We start from the raw sequence: 20,531 nt of genomic DNA, 5'->3' as shown, positions 1-20,531 counted from the left end.
TATGCCAGCCACGCGCGTTGTCGGTCACGCCTCGCCGTGCGGCCCCATGTCACGCACGCGGTGGGCGGCCAACCGACCCCGGCATCCTCGCATCAACCTGCGTGCCGTGAAGCACGCGCATCTGGGTTAGGCTCCGCCCTCATGGCCCGCGCGCGTTCGCTCCCCCGGAAGCTGTCCCGGCGCACCTTCATCCAACGGCTCACCTTCTTCGGCGGCGGCGTGGTGCTGCTGGGTGCCGCCTCCTGTAAACGTACGAAGGAGGCGGAAGCGCCCGCGGGGCCCACCGGCACCACCAGCGCCGGCCAGGCCCTGCGCACCTTCTCCGCCTTCGAGTACGCCGTCGTCGCCGCGGCCACGGAGCGGCTGCTGCCCCGCGATGAGGATCCGGGCGCCCAGGACGCGGACGTGGCGCTCTATATCGACCGCATCCTGGAGACGCAGGGGCTGGAGGCCATGCACCGCGACTTCCTCCAGGGGCTGGCCGCGCTGGAGCGCCGCGCGCAGCGCATGTTCCAGAAGAGCTTCGCCCAGGCCACGCCCGCGCAGCAGGACGAGCTGCTCGGCCTCTTCAAGGACAGCCCCGCCGGCAGCGGCGAGGCCCACTTCTTCGAGCTGCTGATGACGCTCAGCCTGGAGGGCTTCCTGGGCGACCCGTCCTACGGCGGCAACAAGGGCCGCGTGGGCTGGCGGCTCATGGGCTTCGACACCGTGGGGACGGTCGCCATGGCGCCCCCGGAGGGCTACGACGGCCCGAAGTGCCTGCGCGAGTGCGGAGGTCACCACCCGTGAGCCTCCCTTCCGTGGACGTCTGCATCGTGGGCAGTGGCGCGGGCGGGGCACCGCTGGCGCTGGAGCTGGGCCGCGCGGGCTTCAAGGTCGTGGTGCTGGAGAAGGGCCGCCACTACCAGCCGAAGGACTTCGTCCACGACGAGATCCTCAACAGCCGCCGCAACTTCTTCATGCCGCTGCCGTGGGAGGAGCCGCACCTGGTGCGCCACGGCGCCCAGGCCCGCTACGAGCGGAGCAACGCCGCGTGGACCGCCAACTGCGTGGGCGGCGGCACCGTGCACATGAGCGGCTTCTTCTACCGGCTCAAGCCGGTGGACTTCCGCCTGCGCTCCACGCTGGGCGCCGTCCCCGGCACCACCGTGGCGGACTGGCCCATCTCCTACGAGGAGCTGGCGCCCTTCTATGACAAGGCGGAGGCGGAGCTGGGCGTGTCCGGCCAGGCCGTCCCCCACCCCTTCGCGGAGCCCCGGAGCGGCCCCTACCCGCTGCCGCCGCTGGACGTGCACCCGGTCGCCTCTGAAATCGACAAGGCGTGCGGCGCGCTGGGCTGGCACGCGGTGCCCACCGCGCGCGGCATCATCAGCAAGCCCTACAAGGGCCGGTCGGCGTGCGCCTACTGCGCGCTGTGCGGCAGCTACGGCTGCGAGATGGGCGCCAAGAGCAGCACCCTCGCGAGCCTCATTCCCGCGGCCCTCGCCACCGGCAACGTGGAGGTGCGCGCGGGCAGCATGGCGCGCTCCATCGAGGTGGACCGGAAGGGCCGCGCGAAGAGCGTGGTGTACCTGGACAAGGACGGCGTCGCGCAGGAGCAGCCCGCGAAGGTCATCATCGCCTCCGCCACCGCGGTGGAGAGCGCGCGCCTCCTGCTCAACTCCACCTCCAGCCGCTTCCCCAACGGGCTGGCCAACGGCAGCGGGCTGGTGGGCAAGAACCTGCTCTTCAGCTCCTTTGGCGGCTCGCGCGCCCTCTTCCGCGTGTCGAAGCAGCAGCAGGCGCGGCCGTGGCTCACGGACCCGTCGCCCTTCGTCAACCGCAGCGTCCAGGACTTCTACGTGATGCCGGACGCGCGCCACGGCTTCCGCAAGGGCGGCACGCTGGGCTTCATGTGGGCGCACCCCAACCCCATCTACGCGGCGGTGGGCCTGGCGGGCGCGGGCAAGTCGGGCGTGTTCGGCAAGGAGCTGAAGGACCGGATGCGCGCGTACCGCGACTCGCGCATCCTCGAGTTCGAGGTCTACGCGGAGTTCCTCCCCACGCCCGGCACCTCCGTCACGGTGGAGCCCGGGGTGAAGGACAAGTACGGCATCCCCGTGGCCGCCATCACCTTGGACCGGCACCCGGCGGACTACGCCGCCACGCGCTTCCTCGTCGAGCGCGGCGAGGAGGTGCTGATGCGCCTGGATCCGGACAGCGTGGAGCGCGTGGGCACGCAGGGGGAGACGACCATCCTCCAGCACGGCACCTGCCGCTTCGGCGACGACGCGGCGGCCTCCGTGCTGGACAAGCACTGCCGCGCGCACGAGGTGCCCAACCTCTATGTCGTGGACGGCAGCTTCATGCCCACCGGCGGAAGCGTGCCCTCCACGCTGACCATCGCGGCCAACAGCTTCCGCGTGGCGGACCACCTGGTCCGCACGCTCAAGGGTTGAACGGGGCGCCGCGCGCTACTGGATGCGCAGCGGCGTCACGTCCACCTTCACCACGTAGCGCGCCTGCATGTCGGAGTCGAACTCCACCAAGTGGTCGCCCACGCCGGTGACATCCACCTGCCGGCTGAAGACGCCGAACTTCTCCATCTGGTCCAGCGCCACGCGGCCCGTGGAGGCCTGACGATGACGCGCCCGGCAGCCCTCCTCGTGCACGGTGATGGCCGTCTCCTCACCCGCCGCCGTCACCTCCTCCAGATAGAAGCTCACCTTGATGGTGGACGCCTCCGGCACCCGGACCAGCACCTTGCCGCGGCCGGGGAAGCGGCCTTCCGAATAACTCTCCGGTCCGAGGATGCAGCCGGCGAACTGACTGCATACGGGCCAGGAGGCCTTGCAGACATCCAGCACGCGCGCGCCGATGAAGTCTTCGCGTGAGCCGCCGCAACCCGTCAGCAACAACATCAGCATCGCGCCCGCCAGTCCCCGGGCACTCCGTGTTACAACACCAGACATTCTTCTGAACCTCACCGAGGAGTGGATGTCCATGCGTCTGCGCAACTTCTGGCTGCCTCTCACCATCATCGCCCTGGCGGGCTGCGGCGGGGAGGGCACCGACCTTCCGGAGGCGCCGCAACTGCTCATCGACCGCACCGAGCTCAGTTTCGACACGGAGTTCTCCGCCGGAACCTACGTGGGGACGACGACCTTCAACACACTCTACGTGGAGAACCGCGGTCTCCAGACGCTGGAGCTCACCGACGTCTCCCTCTCCGGCCCCGGTGTCTTCACCCTGAAGAAGCCGGAGAACTGGCCGCAGAGCGGCGCGCTCAAGCTGGAGACCTACCAGCGCACCTATATCGAAGTCGCCTTCAAGCCCAACGAGGCCCGGGAGTTCACCGGCACCCTCACCCTCAAGTCCAACGCCGCCAACGGCGGGACGCGAGAGCTTCCGCTCAAGGGCAAGGGCATCGCCCGGTAGCGGTGGGACAGCGCCGGAAGGCGGCGGAGGCCCGAAGCCCCGCCGCCTGCCCGTGCTGACTATTGGGTGAACTGGCAACCGCCCACCCACGTGCCACCGTCCAGCGCGGGCGCGGGGCACTGGGTGGGGGCGCCCCCATCCGCCGCCGTGTAGCCGCGGGGGTAGTCGCCGTAGCCGGTGCGCAGCGTGTAGCCAACCCGCTCATAGTCCGTGCGCTCGGTGGCGCTCACCGCCACCTTGAGCGTGCCGCCCTTGATGAAGCGCCGCTCCAGACAGGCACACGCATAGGGCGCCACCGTGACGCGCGTGGTGCTGGCTGTCTTCTCCAACTGATACAGCGCCTGGTAGCTGCTCAGGGGCGTGCTCACGCTGGTGTGCCACGCGCGCATCACCGACGGGTTGTAGGCCAGCGTCAGCGCGCCGCCCGTGCTGGTGGTGGACACCGGCGTGCAGGTGCCGGCGCCGCCGTCCGTGCTGTTGCCATCACAGAAGGTCAAATCCAACGCCAGACCATGCGGCGTGCCGCCGTCCGCCAGGTTCTCCACCTCCCACTGCACCAGCCACGCCGCGTCCTCCGGCGCGCTCAGCGCGGGGAGCTGGTACTGGAAGGTGTCCGTGTCGGAGGGCACCGCGTCGTAGTCTTCGGGGCCGCGCACGCCCAGGCCGGTGGCGCGGTCGTTGGTGCGCAGGCGGCCGTGGCCGTAGGACAGCTGGCCCTTCGCCTCGAAGGTGGCGTTGCCCACCGGCAGGTTCCCCGCGCCCACGCCGTTGAGCGTCTTGGCGCGCGCCTGCTCCACGCCTCCGCTGTAGGCGGCGACCTCCTCCGCGTCGTCGTCCTCCCAGGACACCTCCAGCCGGTAGTCGCGGTCGTCCGCCCAGTTGTTGCCGTCGTCCTGCACCACGAAGTGGTACGTCGTGGTCGCGGCGTGCGCCGGCACCGGCAGCGCGCCCTGGAAGTTGCGCAGGCTGGGGAAGCGCGCCGGGTCGCTCTCCTCGCGCAGCGACTGGATGCACAGCACCGCCTCCGGGTTGTTGCAGTAGGCCTGCACCAGCCCCGGCGCGTCGGGGTGTTCGCGCACGTCGCGGGGGCACACCGTCGCGTCGTTGGTGCAGGTGGCGCGCTGCTCGGCGGTGACGGAGGTGCTGACGGTGGTGAACACCAACACCTGCCGGTCCGGCAGCTGGCCCAGCGGCAGGGGCAGCGGGTCGAAGCGGACGGTGGTGGGGACCTCCACCAGCCGGTAGCGCAGCACGCTGGGCTTCGCGTACGCGGGCAGGCGCAGCGCGAACCAGTCGCGGTCGGTCACGTAGCCCAGGCGTCCGGTGAAGGACGTGGACGTGCCCGGGGCCCCCACCAGGTCTCGCGAGAAGGCGCGGGCGTAGCTGTCGTTGTCGCCGGACTGGTCCTGCGGGTCGGCTTCGTCCACGACGCGCACCTCCACCTCGTACGGCTGGCGCAGGTCGCCCGCGGGCACGGGCTCGTTGTTGCCGCGGTAGCCCTTCACCACCAGGACCCACGTCCCCGCCAGCTTCACCTTGCGCGCGGTGGCCAGCACGCCCGGGTGCACCTTGGGCAGCACGTTGCCCTCCGACTCCTTGTCGGTGGTGCCGGGGCGCAGCAGCTCGTAGGAGAGGCGGAAGTTGGGGACGAAGCCCTGGTCCGGCGCGGTGACCCGCACGTAGGCGATCTTCCCCACCGTGAGCGGGAAGCTGAAGCGGTCCACGTCGCCGTCCGTGGCCAGATAGCCCTTGGCCGTGCCCACCTGCACGGCGCCCTGCGCGTTGAGCGCGATGGGCGTGGGCGTGACGTCATTGGGCTCGTTCGTGTCCGGGTTCTCGATGAGCTCCACGGTGAGCCGGTAGGGATTGCGCGCGTCGTAGGCGGGGCGCGTGGGGTTCACCGGCGCGTCGCGCACCACCACGATGAGCTGCGTGTCCGGCGTGCCGTACGGCAGCACGATGTCCACCGGCTTCGGCGCGCCCGAGCCGTGCTGGTCCGACTTCGACACCAGCGCGGTGTTCTTGTCCTTCTCCGTCACGGTGACGGACAGGTTCACCGGCGTGCTGGAGGCCAGGTACGTGGCGGTGATGTGCACCAGCGTGCGCGCGTTGGCGGTGGAGGGGATGCGGATGCTGTACCAGTCCTCGTCACCCGCCTTCACGTCGCCGGTGAGGGCCAGGTAGCGCTCCAGCGCCACGCCGGGCTTCAGCTCGCAGTCCGGGTTCGTCAGGGCCTCGTCGCGGCTGTTGCACAGGTCCTCCACCACGCCCGTGCCGCCATCCGGGTTTTCGTCTCCGCCGGAGGAGCAGGCGGCCAGCAGGAGGAGCGCGAGCGGGAGCAGTCGGGTGCGGAGGCGCATGGGGGACTCGGGAGGCTTCGACGTCATCGGCATCATCAAGGGGGCATCAGGGGACGGGCGCGAGCGTGGGAGCGACGCCGGGGCAGCCGTCCACGAAGTCCTGGGGGTTCACGCGGATGACGCCATCCGGAGGCGACTTGATGCCGCCCACCGGGTAGCGCACGGAGTCCACGCGGAAGGTGCGCACCAGCGTGCGCGCGGTGGGGTCGTCCGCGGGCAGCATCGCCACGGAGAGGTAGATGTCGTTGTAGCCCGCGCCGCGCTGCACGGTGCCGGCGTCCACGCCCCCGTCCACGCCGCCATCCGCGATCATCGCGATGGTGGGCGCGAGCAGCACGTTGTCCACGCGGAAGCGGTAGCACTGGCGGCCGTCCGCATCCACCGGGCCATCCGCCTCCATGCTGTAGCGGTACGCGTCCGAGGCCAGGTTGGCGGTGTCCACCTGGAGGGGCCGCATGTGCATGCGCACCTCGTTGCGGTTGGTCAGCCCGTCGGTGTCCGGATCCTCGTCCAGGTCCTTGCTGGAGCCCTGGGTGCCGCCCCGCCACTCCATGCCATCCGGAATGCCGTCGCCGTCGCTGTCCTGGAGCGTGGCGTTGGTGCCGATGAACTGCTCGTCGCAATCCAGGAGGCCATCGCAGTCCGAGTCCACGCCGCGCAGCGCGGGCGGGCAGCCCTTGTCCAGGCCGCCGCCGTCCGCCAGCGCGACCTGAGTGGGGTTGAAGTCCACGCCGCGGTCGCGGAAGTACACCTCCACGCCGTCGCTGAAGCCGTCGCCGTCCGTGTCGCGCAGGTTGGGGTTGGTGCCCAGCTCCAGCTCGCGCGCGTCGGAGAGGCCGTCGCCGTCGGTGTCCGCCTCACCCAGCGGGCTGCCCGGGGGCGCGGAGAAGTTGGACGCCACGAACTCCTTCACGATGAAGGCGCGGCGCACCTGCCCGAACTGGAAGTTGAGGAAGTTGATGGGCTCGTTGTTGCGGAAGTCGCGGAAGTTGCCGCCGCCCAGCGTGGCCATCTTCTCCAGGCGATCCGCGTTCTGGTTGATGATGAGCAGCGGGCAGCCGCCGTCGCCGAAGCCGCCGTCCTCGGACACCAGGTCGCACACGGACGGGACGGGCTGCGTGGGGTTGAAAACGTGCACGGTGTTGAAGCGCACGTCCTCCACCAGGTCGCGCAGCTGCCGGATGCGCACCACCGCGTCGCCGCGGATGAGCTCGTCGTCCTGGTTGTTGGTGGGCTTGCCGTCCGACAGGAAGATGACGGAGTAGCGCGCCTGCGCCAGCGCCTCGTTCCCGTTCGGCTGCAGCCGCGCCCGCGCGATGTCCGTGTTGATGAGCGAGTAGATGTCCGACAGCGGCTTGACGAAGTCGGTGGAGTCCCGGTTCGGCGACGTGTCCGTGTTGCGGAACGTGAGCAGCTGTTCGGTGAGCTTGGCCTTCGCGGTGGCGTCCAGCAGCGACAGCTGCACGAAGCCATCCTCCGCCGGAGGCCCCGGGTCCTGGGTGAGGAACGCCGTGGTGCTGCCCGCGAAGAGCATCACCGCGATGGAGACCTCGTCGTCCTGCGGGAGGTTCTCGATGAGGTCCACCAGCGCCGTGGCGCGGGTGCCGTCCGGGTCGCTCACGCGCATGGACTGACTGGCGTCCATGGCGACGATGATCTTGATGGGCCGGCGCACCTCGTTCGCGCCCAGCGTGCAGAAGCGGCCCTCCAGCGCCACCGCCCGGTCCGCGGGCACCTCCGTGTCCCGGCGAGGGTCATAGAGGTACGTATCGGTACAGGCGACCACCACCGCGAGCCCCACCAGGGCGAGGGCCCACCAACGTCCCGCGCGGCTCAAGGCGACGCGCCTCCCTGCGACGGCGACACGCCGACGCAACTGCCCTGGGTAGCCCAGGGGTCCACGAGATCTCGCGGCTGCACGAAGTTGCGGTCCTCCAGCGCCAGGTCCGGACCCAGCGGCACGCGCACGCTGGGCGGCGCGTACTGCGCCCAGGCACACGCGGTGCGCCAGACGCCGTAGTCGGTGGCGACGCCGCTCTCCGGCGCCTCCGCGAACCACACCTTGAACAGGTTGTAGCCCTGCTTCACGCCCGCGCGATCCGGCGGCGTCACCATCTGGAGGTTGGACACGGTGAAGTCGTAGCAGACGCCGTTCGTGTCGACGCCGCCCGGAACCTTCTTCACCTCGTACTGGATGCCGTACTTGTCGTGGAAGAGCCGGTCGCGCCGGGTGGGGTCGCTGCCAGCCTTCAACTCCTCGTCGTCCGGGATGCCGTCGCCGTCGGTGTCCAGGCCGGCCACGCTCGACTGGAGCGGGTTGAGGCCGTACTTCACCTCCAGCCCGTCCGGCATGCCGTCGCCGTCGCTGTCCACGATGCCCTGGCGCGTCTTGAGGTAGTCCTCCGCGAACTGCGACAGCCCGTCGCCATCCGTGTCGCGGCACACGCAGTTGAGCGTCAGCGGAGACTTGGGGTCGCAGCCGCGCGCATCCAGGTCGTTGCCCGGCTTGAAGCCCTGGTCCTGGCGGCGGTACTCGAAGCCGTCGCTCAGGCAGTCCCCGTCGCTGTCCACGATGAAGGGGCTCGTCTTCAGCGTGAAGGCGTTGTCCAGCGAGTCCGGAACGCCGTCGCCGTCGCTGTCCAGCACGCGGCCGTTGTCCCCTGGCGCGGAGCTCAGCGGCTCCACCAGCAGCGTCTTCATCACGTTGGGCGAAGCGAAGGACGAGTAGTCCAGCGCGCCCAGGCCCAGCTCTGAGATTTCAGCCGTGTCGCTGAACTCCTGGTAGACGCCGTTGCCCATCTCCGCGAAGCGCTTGAGCAGGTAGGAGGCGATCTTCTTCGCCGCCTGCGGGTACTGCGCCTCCGGGACGCCCGGGTAGGTGCCGTAGATGTCCTGGCAGATGGGGCCGCAGGCGCGCACGGCCTCTTCGTTGAAGAGCAGCACCGTGTGCATGCGCACGTCGCCCACGTTGTACTGCGTCTTCAGCTCCATCAGCCGGCGCACGTAGCTGAAGAGCTGGTAGTTCTGGTTGCGGTCGGTGCCCACCTCGAAGCCGGTGATGGCGTCGGTGGTGCTGGTGGCGTTGCAGAAGCTGGAGATGGAGTCGCGCCAGGTGAGGTCCGGCGTGTCCGGCCCCGCGTAGACAGACAGGTTGTCATTGGCGGAGCAGCGCGGATACGGCGTGCCGTCCGTGAGGAACACGACGACGTAGCGCGTGCGCGGCAGCAGCTCCGGCGTGGACTGCGACACCGCCGCGATGTCGCTGGCGATGAGGCTGTACGCGTAGCTGAGCGCGCCCTGGTAGTCCGTGCCCTTGCCCAGCTGCGACTGGAGCCCTTCGATGTAGCTGTTGATGTTGCCCGGCGGCGCGAAGCGGTCCCCCGTGGAGGCGGGCGGCCAGGTGTTCTTCACGTTCGTCTCGAACGGGGCGATGGCGATGCTGATGTTGCCCTGGCGCGCGTCGTTGATGCGCTTGAAGCCCGACACCAGGTTCTTCAGGGCCCGCACGCGCGCCGGCTCGGTGACGCCCGGCGGGATGATGGCCTGGACCTCGGCGCGCTCGCAGAAGCCGCTGCCCTCCTGCGAGCCCGGAGGATCCGACACGCACATGCTGCCGGACTCGTCGACGACGAGCACCACCTTCACCGGGAAGCCGGTGGGGTTGGCCGGGCGTGTACACACCCGGCCGGTGAGCGTCAGCCGGTCATCCAGCTGGGACTGCTCCTGGGCACGCGGCTCCAGGAGCGTGTCTGAACAGGACAGCACACCCATGGCCAGGAGGCCGGTCGCAAGAAACGAAACAACAAGCAGACGGCGCATGCGATGCGGACCTCCGGGCATGGGGGACACCCTGTTACGCCTTCCGACGGCGACGCAGCAGCAGGCCGAGCACGCCAGCGCCCAGGGCCGCGGCGCTACCACCCGCGGGCAGGGATGTGCAGCCGCCGCCCGTATCTTCCTTGCCCACCTTCAGGAACAGGCTGGAGATGGAGGCGCGCTGGTCGGGGAACACGCGGTCGGCGAAGGCCAGACGCGTGGACACCTGCAGCTCGTACTCGCCTTCCTTGTCCGGCTTGAAGTTGGGCACGCTGCCGTCCACGTACTGGTACTCCCAGTGGCGGCTGTAGGTGACGGCGCCCTTGGGGTTCTCCACCACCGCGGTGGAGCCGGAGGGACGCTTCACCACCGTCCAGGTGTACTCGATGGCCGCGCCGTTGCGGTTGGCGAACAGCGGCGGGCGCACGGACAGGCCCGTCTTCTCCACGCTCAGCACGCCGCCGGTGCCCACGCTGAAGGGCGCCTTCGGGTCGAGGCAGTCGTTGGGCCGGTCCTTGTTGAGCACCACGCAGTAGCGCGTGTCGCACGCGTCGCCAATGCCGTCGCCGTCGTCATCCGCCTGGTCGCGGTTGGCCACCGCGACGCAGTTGTCCGCGGCGTTGAGGATGGAGTCGTTGTCGATGTCCACGTCGCACGCGTCGCCGATGCCGTCCCCGTCCGTGTCCTTCTGGTCCGGGTTGGCCAGGCCGGGGCAGTTGTCCAGGTTGTCGGAGATGTTGTCGCCGTCCGCGTCCACGCGGCACAGGCTCACGTCCGCCGGCAGCACCTGGTCCGGGTTCGCGATGAGCGGGCAGTTGTCCACGCCGTCCTTGATGCCGTCGTTGTCGTCGTCGTCATCACAGACGTCGCCCATGCCATCCTTGTCGTTGTCCGCCTGGTTGGCGTTGGGGATGGAGGGGCAGTTGTCCGCGGCGTTGGCGATGCCGTCGTTGTCGATGTCCGGGTCGCACGCGTCGCCGATGCCGTCACCGTCGGTGTCCAGCTGCGTGGCGTTGGAGACAGCCGGGCAGTTGTCGCAGGCGTCGCCGGCGCGGTCGCCGTCGCCGTCCGCCTGGTCGCGGTTGGGCGTGAACGGGCAGTTGTCCTTGTCGTCCGCCTTGCCGTCGCCGTCCGCGTCGTCGGTGTACGACAGCGTCTTGCCGTCGTCGGTGTAGGCCACCCAGACGGAGCAACCACAACCACAACCGCAGCCGCCTCCCTCCTCCTTGGGGCGACCGCACTCATCTCCAAGGCACTCCGGATTGTCCGGACCCTGCGTCTGGGCCTGCGCGATGCGGGGACTCAGCACCAGGAATGCTCCGAGCGCCAACATGGGGGCAATGCGACTGATAGTCATGGTGACTCCTTTCACAACCCCTGCCTCTAGCAAGAGGCGATCCTTCGTTTTCAACACTGCCAGGGTCAGGAACTTCAAGGGGTTGCGGGCTCGGGAGGGAGTGCTACAGGATGGGTGTGGGGGGGACACCCCATTGAGACTGTGGGGGACGCCCCCCACGCGAACCGCGGGACTCAGGTGCCCACGATGAAGTCGTCGGAGGTGAGGGAGACGGTGCCCGCGGGGGTCCGGCCCTTGTTCGGGTCGAACTGGATCTCCTGGATGAAGAGCGAACCCACCCCGGCGCCGCGCGGATCATTGTCCCGGCCCACCTGGAGGTAGAGGTAGACCTCGTTGGTGCCCTTGGGGATGACCTCGCCCGGGAAGAACGGGTGGGGCCGCTCCAGGGTGGGGACCAGGGAGACGTTCTCCACGCGGGTGCGGTAGCAGGCGCGGTCGCTGGTGCTCGTCGGGGGCAGCGGGACGATGGAGTAGCCGTAGCCGCGCTCGCGGTGGAAGTCGAGGTCGGCGCTGAGCGGGTCGCCGTGGGCTTCGACCTCCGCGATGTTGCTGATGCCGTCGCGGTCGGTGTCGAGCAGGTCCTCGGGGACCAGCGGGTTGGTCTGGGACAGGGCCTCCACGAGGTCCGGCAGGCCGTCTCCGTCGGTGTCGCCCACGCAGGGGTCGGTGCCGAGCACGCGCTCCTCGCAGTCGTTGAGGCGGTCCCCGTCGGTGTCCATCACCACGCTGCACCCGTTGATGATGTCCACGGCGAGCGGATCCAGGCCCATGCGCAGCTCGATGCCGTCCATCAGGCCGTCCTGGTCCGTGTCCGCGACGGTGGGGTCCAGGCCGAGCGCGATCTCATCCTCATCCGAGACGCCGTCGCCGTCGCTGTCCGCGTACATCTTGCCGTTTCGCACCTGGACGTTGCGGTTGAAGGCGAGGAAGCGCTTGAGCTTGAGCGCGTTGTTGAGCGCGCCATAGTCCAGCCGGGCCATCGCGTTGGGCAGGCCCGCGAAGTCGGTCTCCACCGGCGCGCTGCCGCCCGCGTTGGCGATGGCGGCCACCTGGAGGCGGGTGACAGGGTCCGGGGTGCCGCCGCGCACATAGATGGGCTGCACGCTGACGTCGCCCGCGCCGAACTGCTCCACCAGCCCCTTGAGCTCTCCCACCACGGCGGTCAGCTCGCACTGGCTGCACGCGGCGTTGCACTCGGCCTGCTTCTCCGGGCTGGCGCCGCAGCCGGCGGCCTGGGAAAGGGCGGTGCAGCGGCTGTCGATGCCGATGTTGTACGCCGGGTTGTCACAGCTGACGTCCGCGCTGCGGATGACGGGCGCGACGATGTAGCGCGTGCGCGCGACCTCGCCCCGGCAGGAGGCCTGCATGTCGCCGGACATCAGGCTCTTGGAGAGGCGCAGCGCGGAGCGGATGCTGATGGGACCCTGCTGCTGATAGCTGGCGTAGCGGGGCAGGACGGCCTGGAAGGAGGCCGCGTCCGTGAAGCTGCCTTGCAGGCCGGTGGCCACGGAATGGAAGGCCACCAACCCGAAGCGCATCTGGGGGCCGGTATAGCGAGAGGTGAGCGTGGTGAGGCCGTCCACCGCATAGCCCACCACCTCCGTCTCCACGCCGGTGCCGCCCTGCAGGGCGAAGACGACCTTCACGGGGAACGCGTCGCCGGTGGCCGCGGGGACGCAGAGGTCCCCCTCGAAGCTGACGCGGTCCCGAGAGCCGCCCGCGCGGCCGTCGATGGAATAGAGCCCCGCGTCGGTGCACGACAGCAACAACGTCGGAATCAGGAGCCAGGCGACCCGGGGGGAGGAACGCATTCGTTGGATTGTAGACCTCAGCCACCCCATCCAACGCAAGCGACCCGCGGGGCGGGCCCGCGTGAAGAGGCGCAACCAGGATCAAGATTTCGCCCGGTACGGAAACGTCACGCCTGCACGACAGCCCACTGACCCCTGGGTCCCACGCGGAAGGCCTGCCGGACAGATTCCAGGTCTTGCGGGGTTGGTTGCTAAAGCTCGGATGGGAAAGACATTGCCCATGTTGTCCCAATCCAGAGGAGCGACACATGCAGAGGATGCAACGCAAGACGCGGACCCAGGTGGGCGGCACGGTGGCGCTGATGCTCATGGCGCTCGGAGCGACGGGCGCGGTGGCCCAGGGCTTCGGACCGAGGGCCCACGATCCGCGTGAGGCGGTTCCGTTGGAGGAGGTCGTGCAGGTGTCCAGGGACGCGACGCTGGCGACCGACACCGGCGGCTGCGGCTGCGGCATCCTCGGCAGCCTGCTGGGCGGGCTGCTCGGGACCGTCACCGGCGGCGGCCTCCTGGGCACCATCACCGGCGGCGGCACGCTGGGCACCATCACCGGCGGCGGCATCCTCAGCGCCATCCTTGGCGGCACCAGCGGCACCGGCGGCACTTGCGGCGGCTAGTCCGCGCTCCCGCCTCCGCGACAACGATTTGTCCCGCAGCACGCAGTCCCAAGTCGGCCCGGGACACCGGAGGCCCCCAACCTCCGGTGTCCCATCTTCCTGGAGCCCCCATGCGCCCGCCCCTTCCCTCCCTGACGCGCCGGCACGGAGTCGTCACTGGCGTCGCCCTGCTGCACCTGCTGTGGGTCGCCTGCGGCGCGCTCCAGGTGCCGCTCTTCACGGGCACGGGGCGCCTGGCGTCGTGGGCCCAGGTCTACACACACTGGACGGGGGCGGGCAGCCGCTTCAGCTTCTTCGCGCCGGGGGTGAGTCCGGCGGTGCGCGTGTCCTTCGACGTCGAGCAGTCCTCCGGCGAGCACGTGCGCGACCAGTTCAAGTTCGAGAACAGCGCGGTCAACGTGCGCATCCACTCCATGCTGTTGCGCTTCGGGCTGAAGGAGGGCCGGGACGCGCTGGCCCGCGCGTGGGCCGCGGCGATGTTCGGCCGGCACCCGGACGCGCGCGCCGTCACCGTGCGCGTGGAGGCGCTCCGCCTGCCCACGATGGAAGCCTACCGGGAAGGGGCGCGTCCCGAGTGGTCGGACGCCTACCGGGCCGGGTTCGAGCACCGGGCTCCCACGGCCGCCACGACCGGGGCGGTGACGCCATGAGCGCGCCGGGGATCCTCGCGCGCCCGGCCCACCTGCTGGCCGCGTTCGTGGGAGCGCCGTCCTCCGCGGCGCCGCTGGGGGTGCTCCGCATCGGCGTGGCGATGGTGTTGCTCATCCAGGCCTGGAGCCTGTCGGACAGCCTGCCGGAGCTCTTCGGCGACCGGGGGCTGGTGCCCTGGAGCGTGTCCATGGCGCTGGCCTCGCCCGTGGCGCCCCGCCTGGGGCCGTGGGTCTCCGCGCTGGCGCCGCTGGGCATCTCCGCCGAGGCCGGGGTGCGGGGCGTGGCGCTCGTCTACGCCGTCTCGCTCGTGGGCCTGCTGCTGGGCTACCGCACGCGGCTGTCCGCGCTGGCCGCGTGGGGGCTGCACACGCTGCTGCTCAACAGCGGGACCTTCTTCGCCTACGGCGTGGAGACCTTCGCGCACATCAGCCTGTTCTACTGCGTGGTGATGCCCGTGGGGGCGGCCTACTCGTGGGACGTGCACACCGGCAGGACCTCCGTGGCCCCCTCCGCCGAAGCGACCCTGTCGCTGCGCGTGTTGCAGGTGCACCTGTGCATCATCTACCTGGCCACGGGGCTGGAGAAGCTGCTGGGCCCGGTGTGGCGGGACGGGACGGCGCTCTGGGAGGTGCTGATGCAGCCCCAGTATGGCGCGTTCGACTTCGCGTGGCTCGCGTGGGCGCCGTGGCTGGTGAAGCTGGCGTCCTGGGGAACGCTGGTGGTGGAGGTGGGCTACGTCGCGCTCGTCTGGCCCCAGAGGACGCGGGGCCTCTGGGTGGCGATGACGCTGGGGATGCACCTGGGCATCGGCGTGATGATGGGCCTGTGGCTGTTCAGCGCGATGATGGGGGTGCTGACGTTCGCCGCGTTCGGCTGGAACCTCATCGCCGAGCCGCTGGTCGCGCGGGCCCGGGCGGCGGTGCTGCTGCCCTATCATTCGATGCAGGCGCCCTGAGCGCCCGGCCCCCTCACAGCGTGAGGAGGTAGGCCAGCAGGTCGTCCCGCTCCTCGGGGGTGAGCGCCTGCGCGGCGCCGTGCTGGAGGCCCGGGGTCTCCAGGAGCGTGCGCAGCGGGAAGCGCGAGCCCACCACGAGCCGGTCCTCCCGCACCGCGTAGCCCGCGGTGGCGCTCGTCAAGAGCGGCCACACGTCCCAGGTGCCCACCAGCGAGGGCGGCGCCGCGCCCGGCACCAGGTGCTGCTGCGCCAGCCGCAGGGGCAGCGCGATGGGCGTGCCCACGTCCAGATAGCGCCCTCGCGTCGAGGGGTCCTGGTCCAGGGTGAACAGCGGCGCGGGGTGGCAGGCCGCGCACCCGGCCTGGCCCTCGAACAGCGCCCGCCCCTTCGCCGGATGGCCGGGTCTGCCGTCGGGCAGCGTCACCGTCTCCGGCGGGGCGCCATCCGGGCCCCGGTAGGGGTTGGGCGGCGTGGGCAGCAGCGACGTGTAGAGGGCCAGGGCCTCCACCTCCGAGGGCAGCGGATCCGGGTTGTGGTAGCGGTTGCGCCCGCCCACCGTCTCCGCCGTCTCCGCGAGGCTGCGCGTGCTCGCCGGGGTGAAGTAGGGCGGCGTGTCCCGGCTGCCCAGGGCCGTGGTCGAACGGTAGATGCGCATGGGCCGCGTCTTCTCGAAGAAGACGCCGCCGGTGTGCCCCTCGATGTGGCACGCGTCGCAGCTCATGCCCGTGCGACCCACGTCGGAGAAGTAGAGCACCTGTCCCAGGCGGCGCTGCTCGCGGGGGCGCACGTCCACCACCGGCCACTGCCGCAGCACGCGCGCCTTGCCCGCGCGCGCCTCGCGCACGTCCACCACCGCCACCGTGCCCGTGAAGCGGTTGAGCACGTAGAGCGTGCGGCCGTCCGGGGCCAGGGCCAGCGACCGGGGCCCGGAGTGCAGCTCCACGCCCGCCCTCCCCTTCGTGCCCAGGTCCTCCACCGGGCGGATGAGCGGCGTGCCTTCTGGCGCGAAGAGGGGCAGCGTCTGGAGCAGCGCCGCGCGCGCCGCGGCGTCGTCCTTCACCAGCGCCTTCGCGTCCAGCACCCGCACCTGCCCCAGCGCCACGTCCGCCGCGTAGAGCAGCCCGGCCCGGTCATCCAGCGCCAGTCCCTCCGTCACGCCCGCGCCGAAGCCCCGGTGCCGCACCACCTGCTGCCGGTCCAGGTCCAGCACCGCGACGCCGCTGTTCGCGCTCACCTCCATGCGCTGCGCGTTGGGACCCACGTTCGGCCCCAGGCTCGACATGAAGACGCGCCCCAGCCGCTCGCTGGAGAGCAGCGCGCGTGGCGCCTTGCCCCCCATCACCTGCTCGGAGAAGGCCTCCGTCGCGCCTCCGACGATGGGCACACCCGGCTTCGGCACCACGGGCGTGAGCTCCCGGCCGTCCTCCTGATTGAGCAGCACCACCTGCCCTGTCTGGAGGCTGCCCACCGCGAGCAGCCCCTTCCACCGGGCCAGCGCGCGCGGGTTCGGATCCACCGGCGCGCTCCAGCGCTCGCGGCCGTCCTCCAAGGCGACCGCGCGCACCGTGTCGCGCACGTGCTCGGCCAGGAACGCCACGCCCTTCGCGCCGTCCACCTCCAGGCCCCACACGCCCGGGGGCGCGGGGAGGACGCGGGCCCTGCGCTCGGGCGCGTCCAGCGCGTACAGCCAGAGCCCGGCGTCCGACTGGTGGGCCACGCCCAGCCAGGGATGGCCCCCCGAGTCCTTCCACGTCGCGAGCGCCGCCGGGCCGTCCCCCACCGCCATCGCCTCCACGCTCCCCGAGGCCACGTCGAGCGCGAACACCGTGTCCGTGGGCGGCGACGCGATGAAGAGCGTGCGCCCGTCCGGCGCGAGCGCCATCGCCATCAGGTCCGGGAACGCCGCGTCGTTGACGACGGTGAGCCGCGTGGCGCCCGTGGGCCGGGGACCGGCGCTCGCGGCCAGCGACAGCTGCACGTCCGTCTGGAACACGCCCGGAGGCAGGGAGAGGTCCGCGGGGAGCCTCGCGTAGGCATGGCGCGGGTCCACCACCGTCAACGGCACCTCCCGCGAGAAGGGCGCGCCGAGCACCAGCCGCAGGCCCGGCACCAGCGCCTCCCCATAGAGGGAGAGCGGCTGCGAGGTCTGGTTGCTGGTCAGCTTCGGCCCCACGGCCTGGAGGATGGGACGTGGTTCAGCGGGGGCGGCGGGGGCCTCCGGCGGCGGGGGCGGGGGGACGCCCCGCGGCTTCAGCACGACGGCCAGGAGGCCCAGCAGCACCAACGCCCCGACCCCGGCCGCGATCCATCTCCCCCTGCGAATGACACCCTTCACGTGTGTGCGCGCCTCCAGCCCGCGAGCATCCTCCATCCGCCCACCGTGTCACGATGACTTCTCACCACGACTGCTCGCACGCTCGGGGAGCACCGCGCGGAGGGAACCCCACGCGACGTTTCCAGCGTCCCGGCACGAAGCGGGACGTAGCGTGGAGAGACCGCCCCACGTGAGGTGGACTGCCCCCCACACCTGCTCGCCGCAGGTCAACCGTTGGCGCTGGAGTGTGCGTTGACAGGTCGGGGCTCGCATCGCTTAACCTGTTGATGATGCGACGTTTCCTCTTCTTCTGTGCCGTCGCCAGCGTGCTCGGCTTCGGTCCCCTCTCCATCGCGAACGATGCCTTTGCCCAGGGGCGTGGACGCCCCCCCAGGCCGAAGGCGGTCAAGGCCACCAAGAAGGGCTCGAGCAAGGCCCCGCCGCGCATCGAGACGAGGTCGAACTCGACCGTCACGGATCCGGTGACCGGGGACACCTCCGCGTCGGCGTCGTCCGCGCCGCCGCAGCGTGGCCCGTCGCGCATCGACTTCGACGACCGGCTCATCCAGGGCCAGACGAACAAGTCCGGCGCCGTGTATTTGTATGACCGCAAGGAGCTGAAGACGCGGTCGATGCTTCGCGAGCGCGACAGCTTCCGCTCCGAGACGCTCGCCACCGTCTACGATCAGTAGGGCCGTACCGCCCATCACCCTTCGAAGGGAGCGTCACCGTTGAGCGGCCAGCCCAGCGTCCTGCAAGTCGTCATCCTCCGCGACGGCCTCCTGGTGGGGACGGAGGTCTTCGTCCCTGGCACCTACGCGCTCGGCTCCGATGCGTCGTCGGACCTGCGGCTGGACGATGCCTCCGTGTCGCCGCGCCACGCGCTGCTCTACTTCCAGAACGGTCGCACCGCGATCCAGGACGCGGGCGGTGGCACCAGTGGCGTCTTCGTCAACGGGCACCAGGTCACCGCGTGTGAGATCCGCTCCGTGGACGAGGTGCTGTGCGGTCCTTTCGTCCTGAAGACGCGGATCCTCAACCAGCGGCCCGTGGAGACCAAGCCGCAGCCGCCCCCCGAAGTCGCCGCGCTCTTCGGAGGCGCTGGCGTGCCTCCCGCTGCGCCACATCCCGCGAACGGAGCACCGCCCCACGCGTTCGCGCCCCAGCAGGCCGCGCACCCGCAGCAGGCGGCCCACGCGACACACGTGCAGCACCCTTCCGCGCAGCAGCAGGCCGCGCTCGCTCAGCAACAGGCACAGCAGGCCGCCTACGCGCAGCAGCAGGCCGCGCTCGCTCAGCAGCAGGCACAGCAAGCCGCCTACGCTCAGCAGCAGGCACAGCAGGCCGCCTACGCTCAGCAGCAGGCACAGCAGGCCGCGTACGCTCAGCAGCAGGCGCAGCAAGCCGCCTACGCTCAACAGCAGGCACAGCAGGCCGCACTCGCGCAGCAACAGGCCGCGCAGGCACAGCAGGCCGCGTTCGCGCAGCAGCAGGCACAGCAAGCCGCGCAGGCACAGCAGGCCGCACGTGCGCAGCAGGCCGCTCACGCGCAGCAGCCGGCACACCCGCAGCACGCGGCGCACCCTCAGCACGCCCCCGCGCAGTCAGCGCTCCCCCAGGCCGCGCACGCGCAGCACGCGGCGGCGCACCCGCAGCAGGCGCCTCACGCTCAGCCCGCGTCCGCGAAGCGCGCACCTGCTCCCGCGGTCCCCGCGGGCACCGTTCCCTCCACCCGCCGGCGGCCTCCTTCCGAGGCCATGCCCAGCCTGCTCGTCGCGGACGACCTGCTCGCGGGCGTGGACACCGATGCCGCTCCCGCCGCGGGCCCCCTCGTGCTCGACAAGGCCCCGGCCACGCGCCCCACGCACGCGCCGAAGATCGGCCCGGGCAAGGGCGCCGCGCAGCTCTACCTGGAGCTGTACTGGGGCGCCGTGCGCCGCGACGCGCGCCGCTTCGCGCCGGACGCGAAGAAGCCCGTCAAGGCCGCCCTCGAGGAGCAGGCCCCCATGCCCCTCTGGGGCTTCACCCTCCCCGAGGGTGATGACTTCACGCTCGCCGAATCCGTCAACGGCAACTACCGCCTCTTCGTGCCCCCCGGCACCGACGTGGAGAAGGGCGGCAGCGACGGCCGCTTCGCCCCCGTCACCAGCGCCGCCCTCGAGTCCGACGGCAGCCGCCGCTTCGTCACCCTGCGCGACGGCACCGCGGCCCGCCTCACCCAGGGCAAGATGTCGCTCGTCGCCTACGCGGCGCCCGCCCCCGAGCGCGTCTTCGTCAACCCGCTCAAGGGCCTGCCCTGGCTGACCCTCTTCTTCCTCGCCATCTTCGGCGGCGGCCTGGGCTGGTTCATCGCCACGCGGCCCCAGGGCCCCGCGACCGCGGACTTCACCCAGAAGAACCTGCCGCCCGTCGCGCTGCGCCTCATCGCCCCTGAACCCAAGAAGAAGGAAGAGGCGAAGAAGAAGCTCGAGGCCCTCAAGAAGAAGGAGCCCGTCAAGGAGAAGCCCGTCGTCGCGGAGAAGGCGCCGCCCAAGCCCGTCAAGGAGGTCCAGGTCCCCAAGGCCGTGGCCGCCGCGCCGGAGAGCAAGGCCCTCAAGGCGCTCGCGAAGCTGTCCGCCGCGGGCCCCGCCGCCAACGACCTGCTCGCCGCCGTGGACAAGATGGGCAGCGGTCCGGGCAGCAAGAACGTCAAGCAGACCAACTACAAGCTCTCCGGCCTCATCGGCAAGGCGCCCATCGCCAACGCGGGCCTGGGCACCTTCGGCCTGGGCGGCGGCGGCAAGGGCGGCGGCGCCACGCTGGGCGCGGAGCTCTTGCGCGGCAAGGGCGGCGGCGGCATCGGCGCGCTGGGCGCGGGCGGCGTGGGCAAGGGCGCGGTGGGCGGCACCGTCACGCGCGCCACCGCGCGCAGCATCTCCTCCACCCAGGGCACCGTGGACCGTGAAGCCGTGGCCAAGGTCATCAACAGCCACCTCAACGACGTCCACGCCTGCTACGAGCGCGCGCTGCTCAAGGACCCCGGCCTCGCGGGCAAGGTGGTGCTCGAGTGGGCCATCGGGCTCAACGGCCAAGTCGCTTCCGCCAAGACCAAGTCGTCCACCCTCCGCAACGCCTCCGTCGAGGCGTGCATCCTCAGCAGCCTGAAGGGCTGGCAGTTCCCCGCCCCGAAGGGCGGCCTCGTCATCATCACGTACCCGTTCCTCTTCAACTCGGTCGGCTACTGACGCGGGGGACCC

At 70.9% G+C, this 20,531-nt stretch carries 15 protein-coding genes; 8 read left to right on the top strand and 7 right to left on the bottom strand.

The features are described from left to right. The first annotated feature begins 141 nt into the window (after positions 1-141). Positions 142-789 carry a gluconate 2-dehydrogenase subunit 3 family protein gene (locus GTY96_RS02000; RefSeq protein ID WP_161663705.1) on the top strand — a complete coding sequence of 216 codons (648 nt, stop codon included), beginning with the start codon at positions 142-144 and terminating at the stop codon, positions 787-789. After that, on the top strand, positions 786-2,438 hold the full coding sequence (locus GTY96_RS01995) for a GMC family oxidoreductase (RefSeq protein WP_143897967.1): 1,653 nt from the start codon (positions 786-788) through the stop codon (positions 2,436-2,438). Before GTY96_RS02000 ends, GTY96_RS01995 begins: the two co-directional genes overlap by 4 nt. Positions 2,439-2,453: 15 nt before the next feature. Here GTY96_RS01995 and GTY96_RS01990 read toward each other — a convergent pair whose 3' ends face one another. After that, a complete protein-coding gene (locus GTY96_RS01990; RefSeq protein ID WP_235685283.1) occupies positions 2,454-2,951 on the bottom strand; it encodes a hypothetical protein in 498 nt (165 codons plus the stop codon). Positions 2,952-2,982: 31 nt separating this feature from the next. On the opposite strand from GTY96_RS01990, the gene GTY96_RS01985 reads away from it, so the two are divergent. Then, the gene (locus GTY96_RS01985) at positions 2,983-3,417 is read left to right on the top strand and encodes a hypothetical protein (protein WP_186001721.1); all 435 of its coding nucleotides are present in this window, start codon (positions 2,983-2,985) and stop codon (positions 3,415-3,417) included. A gap of 59 nt (positions 3,418-3,476) precedes the next feature. On the opposite strand, the gene GTY96_RS01980 is transcribed toward GTY96_RS01985, so the two are convergent. The 5 genes from GTY96_RS01980 to GTY96_RS01960 form a co-directional block, all read right to left on the bottom strand. Next, complete coding sequence (locus GTY96_RS01980) at positions 3,477-5,804, bottom strand: hypothetical protein (RefSeq protein ID WP_235685282.1); 2,328 nt, start codon at positions 5,802-5,804, stop codon at positions 3,477-3,479. A gap of 19 nt (positions 5,805-5,823) precedes the next feature. Next, entirely contained in the window at positions 5,824-7,614 is a 1,791-nt protein-coding gene (locus GTY96_RS01975) for a vWA domain-containing protein (protein ID WP_143897963.1), read from the bottom strand. Continuing rightward, positions 7,611-9,596: a cell-cell cohesion protein MtsD gene (gene mtsD / locus GTY96_RS01970; RefSeq protein ID WP_143897961.1), complete on the bottom strand. Its 1,986-nt coding sequence runs from the start codon at positions 9,594-9,596 to the stop codon at positions 7,611-7,613. Before mtsD ends, GTY96_RS01975 begins: the two co-directional genes overlap by 4 nt. A gap of 34 nt (positions 9,597-9,630) precedes the next feature. Next, entirely contained in the window at positions 9,631-10,950 is a 1,320-nt protein-coding gene (gene mtsC / locus GTY96_RS01965) for a cell-cell cohesion MYXO-CTERM protein MtsC (RefSeq protein WP_143897959.1), read from the bottom strand. A gap of 173 nt (positions 10,951-11,123) precedes the next feature. Continuing rightward, positions 11,124-12,761, bottom strand: coding sequence for a thrombospondin type 3 repeat-containing protein (locus tag GTY96_RS01960; RefSeq protein ID WP_161663704.1), 1,638 nt, complete (start codon positions 12,759-12,761; stop codon positions 11,124-11,126). A 248-nt stretch (positions 12,762-13,009) separates the two neighbouring features. Between GTY96_RS01960 and GTY96_RS01955 the strand changes: the two genes are divergently transcribed. From GTY96_RS01955 to GTY96_RS01945, 3 genes are all read left to right on the top strand, one after another. Beyond that, positions 13,010-13,375, top strand: a complete 366-nt coding sequence (locus tag GTY96_RS01955; protein WP_143897956.1) for a hypothetical protein — start codon at positions 13,010-13,012, stop codon at positions 13,373-13,375. 110 nt (positions 13,376-13,485) lie between these two features. Beyond that, positions 13,486-14,025 (top strand): hypothetical protein, encoded by a 540-nt coding sequence (locus GTY96_RS01950; protein ID WP_143897954.1) that lies wholly within the window; start codon positions 13,486-13,488, stop codon positions 14,023-14,025. Continuing rightward, on the top strand, positions 14,022-14,981 hold the full coding sequence (locus GTY96_RS01945) for a hypothetical protein (protein WP_201755757.1): 960 nt from the start codon (positions 14,022-14,024) through the stop codon (positions 14,979-14,981). The genes GTY96_RS01950 and GTY96_RS01945 overlap by 4 nt, the downstream gene beginning before the upstream one ends. A 13-nt stretch (positions 14,982-14,994) precedes the next feature. On the opposite strand, the gene GTY96_RS01940 is transcribed toward GTY96_RS01945, so the two are convergent. Then, positions 14,995-17,352, bottom strand: coding sequence for an MtsA protein (locus tag GTY96_RS01940; protein ID WP_161663703.1), 2,358 nt, complete (start codon positions 17,350-17,352; stop codon positions 14,995-14,997). A 230-nt stretch (positions 17,353-17,582) separates the two neighbouring features. On the opposite strand from GTY96_RS01940, the gene GTY96_RS01935 reads away from it, so the two are divergent. Together GTY96_RS01935 and GTY96_RS01930 are read left to right on the top strand one after the other, a co-directional pair. Next, a complete protein-coding gene (locus tag GTY96_RS01935) occupies positions 17,583-17,987 on the top strand; it encodes a hypothetical protein (protein WP_235685281.1) in 405 nt (134 codons plus the stop codon). Positions 17,988-18,026: 39 nt separating this feature from the next. Further along, entirely contained in the window at positions 18,027-20,519 is a 2,493-nt protein-coding gene (locus GTY96_RS01930) for an AgmX/PglI C-terminal domain-containing protein (protein WP_161663702.1), read from the top strand. Positions 20,520-20,531: the final 12 nt, after the last annotated feature.

It is taken from the genome of Corallococcus silvisoli (assembly GCF_009909145.1).
Lineage (GTDB): Bacteria > Myxococcota > Myxococcia > Myxococcales > Myxococcaceae > Corallococcus > Corallococcus silvisoli.
Note: the sequence above shows the minus strand (reverse complement) of the source record. Positions and strands in the feature narration are given on the sequence as shown.